Source organism: Pseudonocardia pini (assembly GCF_013870575.1).
Taxonomy (GTDB): domain Bacteria; phylum Actinomycetota; class Actinomycetes; order Mycobacteriales; family Pseudonocardiaceae; genus Pseudonocardia; species Pseudonocardia pini.
This window is the reverse complement of the sequence record NZ_JACBXB010000360.1, coordinates 1-5,440: the sequence shown is the minus strand read 5'-3', so window position 1 is coordinate 5,440 and position 5,440 is coordinate 1. Positions and strand designations below refer to the sequence as shown.

Annotated in this window: 6 protein-coding genes; 2 read left to right on the top strand and 4 right to left on the bottom strand. The window is 73.9% G+C overall.

Going from position 1 to position 5,440, the window contains the following annotated elements:
- Positions 1 to 63: 63 nt before the first annotated feature.
- The 3 genes from H5J29_RS19430 to H5J29_RS19420 form a co-directional block, all read right to left on the bottom strand.
- A complete protein-coding gene (locus H5J29_RS19430) occupies positions 64 to 393 on the bottom strand; it encodes a DUF4333 domain-containing protein (RefSeq protein WP_181782473.1) in 330 nt (109 codons plus the stop codon).
- 150 nt (positions 394 to 543) lie between these two features.
- Positions 544 to 1,041: a DUF427 domain-containing protein gene (locus H5J29_RS19425; RefSeq protein WP_181782472.1), complete on the bottom strand. Its 498-nt coding sequence runs from the start codon at positions 1,039 to 1,041 to the stop codon at positions 544 to 546.
- A 40-nt stretch (positions 1,042 to 1,081) separates the two neighbouring features.
- Positions 1,082 to 1,675, bottom strand: a complete 594-nt coding sequence (locus H5J29_RS19420) for a YqgE/AlgH family protein (RefSeq protein ID WP_181782471.1) — start codon at positions 1,673 to 1,675, stop codon at positions 1,082 to 1,084.
- 43 nt (positions 1,676 to 1,718) lie between these two features.
- Between H5J29_RS19420 and H5J29_RS19415 the strand changes: the two genes are divergently transcribed.
- Positions 1,719 to 3,041 carry an MFS transporter gene (locus tag H5J29_RS19415; RefSeq protein ID WP_181782470.1) on the top strand — a complete coding sequence of 441 codons (1,323 nt, stop codon included), beginning with the start codon at positions 1,719 to 1,721 and terminating at the stop codon, positions 3,039 to 3,041.
- 250 nt (positions 3,042 to 3,291) lie between these two features.
- On the opposite strand, the gene H5J29_RS19410 is transcribed toward H5J29_RS19415, so the two are convergent.
- Positions 3,292 to 4,752 (bottom strand): CCA tRNA nucleotidyltransferase, encoded by a 1,461-nt coding sequence (locus H5J29_RS19410; RefSeq protein ID WP_181782474.1) that lies wholly within the window; start codon positions 4,750 to 4,752, stop codon positions 3,292 to 3,294.
- Positions 4,753 to 4,912: 160 nt separating this feature from the next.
- On the opposite strand from H5J29_RS19410, the gene H5J29_RS19405 reads away from it, so the two are divergent.
- Entirely contained in the window at positions 4,913 to 5,407 is a 495-nt protein-coding gene (locus tag H5J29_RS19405; RefSeq protein ID WP_181782469.1) for an NUDIX hydrolase, read from the top strand.
- Positions 5,408 to 5,440 lie beyond the last annotated feature (33 nt).

Genomic DNA, 5,440 nt, shown 5'->3' with positions numbered 1-5,440 from the left:
GCGATCTCGTCGCGGGCTGCAGGCCTGGTCAGGTCTGATTCGTACGTTCGTCTAAGACGTACGTCAGAAAGGCTGGCCGATCCGGTAGTCGCCGTCCTCGCTCAGCACCGTCACCGGGACCGACCGTACCCGACCCGCCCCCACGATCTGACAGAACAGCACGGTCCGCGGATCGGCGACGGCTCCCATCGGGCACTCCACGCTCGCCGCGGCGAGCGGCGCGGTCGCGGGATCGCTGCGGAGGTAGTCGCGGACCTCCTGCTCCAGCCGGGCGCCGTCGAGGGTCGGGGTCGGTTCGGGGCGAGCCGTGCCCGCCACAGGCACCGCGCAGGCCCCGAGCAGAGCGACGACGAGCGCCCCGGCGGCGACGACGCGGGCGAGCGGTGCAGACACGACGACCTCCAGTCCGGGTCGGCGACCACGAACGTTCACCGGGTCCCCGCGTCGACCCCGGTACGAGCACGCGAGAAGACACTCGGGTCGCGCGTCACCAGCATCCTCCGGCCGCGGCTCGGCGTCACCCCTCGAGCGGGCTCCCGACCCTCACCATCCCCAGCTCCCCGGCACGCCCTTGAACGGCCCGACGAGCTCGGCCGTCACCCAGCCGCCGTAGAAGCCGCCGGGCTGCGGGATGACCGGCTCGTCGTCGAGGGTGATCGCATCGAACGGGGCGGCGTAGAGCGCGACCCGGTCCTCGAGCTCGGGGTACCGGCGGTCCGGCCGCGGGTACCACCAGCCGACGGAGACGAGCGGCGGGACGCCGGGCACCACGACGTCGACGTAGCGGGCCTCGCCCTTCCACTCGCACACCGTGGTCCGGTCCACCGGCCGCAGGACGCCGTCGGTGAACGCCCGCCGCGGCAGGTAGTACGTCGGGGGATGGCTGGTCTCCAGGACCCGCACGACGTCCGTGGTGTCGACGACGACCGCGCCCCCGTGCCGCACGACGGCCCGGCGGTCGACCACCTCGAGGCGCGGCGGGCGCGGGTAGTCCCAGACCGACTCCTGGCCGGGTCCGGGCGTGACGGGGGTGGGTCGCATCGGCCCACGCTACGCAGGGACGTCCGTGTAAGACGGACGTCTAGTTGAGCCCCATCTCCACGGGGAAGGTCGCGAGCAGCGCCAACGGTGGTCCCTGCCTGCGGAGGACCCGGCCCCAGAGGTCGACGTGCCGGGCGGTGGTGACGTCGTCGGGCAGGCCGGGGACGACGAACCAGTCCCCGCGGGCGATCTCGCCGTCGAGCTGGCCCGCGTCCCAGCCGGAGTAGCCCGCGAACACCCGCACCCCGCGAACCCGCGACGCGAGCGCGCCGGGGTCGCTGTCCAGGTCGACGAGCACCACCGGCCCGTTCACCCCGACGACTCCGGTGAGCCCGTCCGGCCGCTCTCCCGGCTTGAGGATCGCCAGGCAGAGGGCGGTGGTGCCGTCGACCGGCCCGCCGACGAACACGCTGCCCGGCCCGGCCGCCAACGCCGACCACTTCGGCAGCACCTCGCCGACCGACGCCTCCGACGGCCTGTTGAGGACCACCCCCAGGCTCCCGTGCCTGCGGTGCTCGACCAGGTACACCACCGTCCGGCTGAAGTTGGGGTCGGTGAGGCCCGTCGCGGCGACCAGAAGGGTGCCGGGGCCGACCGGGGTGGCGGCCTGCCGGCCGGGGCGCTCGTCCCTCACGCGCCCATGTTCGCACCCCGGTCGGGGGACGTACGCTCCACCCGTGTCCCGCCCCGAACCGGCTCTCACCCTCGCCGCGCAGGCGGGCGAGGCCACGAAGGTCGGGGTTCGAGCACTCCTGCGCGGGCGTGGCTTCCGGAGGCTGCTGTTCTCGCGGATCCCGGCGCAGTGGGGCGACGGGTTCTTCCAGGCCGCCCTCGGCGGTGCCGTGTTGTTCAACCCGGAGCGCCAGGCGAACCCGCTCGCGGTCGCCGCGGGGCTCGCGGTGATGCTGCTGCCGTACTCGATCATCGGGCCGTTCGCGGGGGCGCTGCTGGACCGCTGGGACCGGCGCCGGGTGCTGCTCGTCGCGAACCTGCTGCGCGGGGTGCTGATCCTGCTCACCGCGGCGGCCGTCGCGGGTGGGGTGGACGGGCCGTTGCTCTACCTCGGCGCGCTCGCCGTGATCGGGGTGAGCCGGTTCGTGGGGGCGGGGCTGTCCGCCGCGTTGCCCCACGTCGTCGAGCCGCGGAACCTCGTCGAGGCGAACGTCGTGGCCGCCACCGCCGGGGCCGCCTCCGCCGCGATCGGCGGCGCGACGGCGATCGGCGTGCGCGAGCTCGTCGGGGCCGGGAACGCCGGCTCCGGTCTGACGGCGGCGCTCGCCGTGGTCGGCTCGGTGGTCGCCGCGGCGGTGGCGGCCGGGTTCGCCCGCCGGGCGCTGGGCCCGGACGGGACCGAGGAGCGGTCCGGCGTGTCGGCTGTCGCCCACGGATGGGCCGACGGGGCCCGCGCGGTCCTCCGGGTGCCGACGGTCAGTGCGGCCTTCTGCGCGGTCGGTGCGCACCGGCTGGCGTTCGGGATGAGCACGCTGCTGTCGCTGCTGCTGTTCCGGTACGCGTTCGAGGACATGGGGCCGCTGAAGGCGGGGCTGGCGGGCGTCGGGCAGGTGGTCGTGGCGGCGGGGGCGGGTCTGGGGCTCGCCGCGCTGCTCGCGCCCTGGCTGACCCACCGGCTCGGGCGGGCCCGCACGATCCGGCTCGGGCTGGTGGTCGGCGCGGTGACGCAGGTGACCGTCGCCTGCTTCACCACCTTGCCGACGGTGCTGGCCTGCGCCTTCATGCTCAGCACGGCGGGGCAGGTGGTGAAGCTCTGCGCCGACGCCGCGATCCAGGAGGAGACCGCGGACGAGACCCGCGGCCGGGTGTTCGCGCTCTACGACGCCTTGTTCAACACCTGCTACGTGCTCGCCGTCGGGGCCGCGGCGCTGCTCAGCCCGCCCGACGGGAACTCCCCGTGGCTGCTGGGCGCCGCCGCCGTCGTCTACGTCCTCGGTCTGGTGGGCCACGACCTGGAGCTCCGCCGCCGCGCGATCGCCCGCTCATGATCGCGAACTGCGTGCGCCCAACGCGCCTACGACGACGCTGAGGGCACCCAACTCGCGATCACGCAGCGCTGAGAGCACGAAACGTGCGATCCACGTGGGCCGCCGCGCGACACCCGCTCATGATCGCGAACTGCGTGCGCCCAACGCGCCTACGACAACGCTGAGCGCACCCAACTCGCGATCACGCAGCGCTGAGAGCACGAAACGTGCGATCACGTGGGCCGCTCGGAACGCGCGATCGTGCAGCGCCTCAGAGGTTCTCGGCCGCCCAGGCCCGCAGCTCCCGCTCCGCCTGCTCGTGCGTGAGCGGGCCCTGCTCCATCCGGACGGACAGCAGGTGCTTGTACGCCTTCCCGACCTGCGGACCCGGCGGGATGTCGAGGATCTGCATGATCGCGTTGCCGTCGAGGTCGGGGCGGATCGCGTCGAGCTCCTCCTGCTTGCGCAGCTCGCCGATCCGCTCCTCGAGCGAGTCGTACGAGCGCTGCAGCGCCGCAGCCCGTCGCCGGTTGCGGGTGGTGCAGTCCGAGCGGACGAGCTTGTGCAGCCGGTCGAGCAGCGGCCCCGCGTCCGTGACGTACCGGCGCACGGCGGAGTCCGTCCACTCGCCCTTGCCGTACCCGTGGAACCGCAGGTGCAGGTAGACGAGCTGGGCGACCTCGTCGACCACGTGCTTCGGGTACCGCAGCTCGCGCAGCCGCTTGCGCACCATCTTCGCCCCGACCACCTCGTGGTGGTGGAAGCTGACCCGCCCGTCGGACTCCTTGCGCCGGGTCGGCGGCTTGCCGACGTCGTGCAGCAGCGCCGCCAGCCGGAGCACCAGGTCCGGCTCGGCCTCCAGGTCGATCGCCTGCTCCATGACGACGAGGGAGTGCGTGTAGACGTCCTTGTGCTGCATGTGCTCGTCGATCGCGAGCCGCATCGCGGGCACCTCGGGCACCAGGTGCTCGGCGAGCCCGGTGTCCACCAGCAGCTCGATCGCGCGGCGCGGGTGCGCGCCCAGCATCAGCTTGGAGAACTCGGCCTGCACCCGCTCGCGGGTGATCCGGGTCAGCTCGCCGGACATGGCCGTCATCGCGTCGACCACCCGGGGGGCGGGTGTGAACCCGAGCTGGGACACGAACCGGGCCGCGCGCAGCATCCGCAGCGGGTCGTCCGCGAAGGACTCCTCCGGGGTGGCCGGGGTGTCCAGGGTGCCCGCCGCCAGCGCGGCCAGCCCGCCGTACGGGTCGACGAAGCGGCGCTCACCGGGTGCGGTGTGCACCTCGACCGCCATCGCGTTCACCGTGAAGTCCCGCCGCACGAGATCGCCCTCGAGCGTGTCGCCGAAGCGCACGACGGGGTTGCGCGACCTGCGGTCGTAGGTGTCCGCGCGGAAGGTCGTGATCTCCAGCGTGTCGTCCCCGCGGCGCACGCCGACGGTGCCGAACTCGATGCCGGTGTCCCAGGTCGCCTCGGCCCAGCCCGCGACGAGCTCGAGGATGCGCTCCGGGCGGGCGTCGGTGGTGAAGTCGAGGTCCGTCTGCCCCCGTCCGAGCAGCGCGTCCCGCACGCTGCCACCGACCAGGTAGAGCGCGTGCCCGGCGGCGCGGAACCGTTCACCGAGCTCCGCGGCGACGGCTGGGATGGCGAGCAGCTCCACGAGGGCATTCTCCTGGGCGCGCCGGAGCGCGTCGGATTTCGGCACTGCCTGTTCCGGCGCCGCCGCCACAGCGGTACCGGAGATCACGAGCGGGGAAGACACGGCGGGCCAGTGTAGGCGTCGGTCCCGGGGGCCGCGCCAGGTATCCGACACCCGGGCGAACGGCACGTGACGCACGCGCGTCCCGCACAACCCCGCCGTGGCGGCCCACCCTCGTTACCATCGCCACATGTCCTCCTCCCGCGGCCGCTCGGGTGGGCGCCGCGCGGGACGTCCTGCGGACCGGCGCCGCCGCCTGCGGACCGTCGACGAGACGTCCGCGGGCGGGCTCGTCGTCGACCCCGAGCACGGTCGGGCCGCCGTGATCGGCAGGCTCGACCGGCGCGGCAGGCTGCTCTGGTCCCTGCCGAAGGGGCACATCGAGGCCGGTGAGACTGCGGAACAGGCGGCGGTGCGCGAGGTCGAGGAGGAGACCGGCATCATCGGGCGGGTGGTCGCACCCCTGGGCACGATCGACTTCTGGTTCGTCGCCGAGGACCGCCGCGTGCACAAGACCGTGCACCACTTCCTCATGCGGGCCCTCGGCGGCGACCTGTGCGACGACGACGTCGAGGTCGCCGAGGTCGCCTGGGTCCCGCTCGGCGAGCTCGAGTCCCGGCTGGCCTACGCGGACGAACGCCGGCTGATCCGCCGGGCCACCGAGCTCCTGGAGGAGACCGCGTGAGAGCGCTGCTCGCGCTCGTCGCGGCGCTCGCCG

What these genes read in the sequence shown, in the direction of transcription:
- H5J29_RS19405 (WP_181782469.1), top strand. Translation starts at nt 4,913, where the DNA reads ATGTCCTCCTCCCGCGGCCGCTCGGGTGGGCGCCGCGCGGGACGTCCT.
- H5J29_RS19425 (WP_181782472.1), bottom strand. Translation starts at nt 1,041, where the DNA reads ATGCGACCCACCCCCGTCACGCCCGGACCCGGCCAGGAGTCGGTCTGG.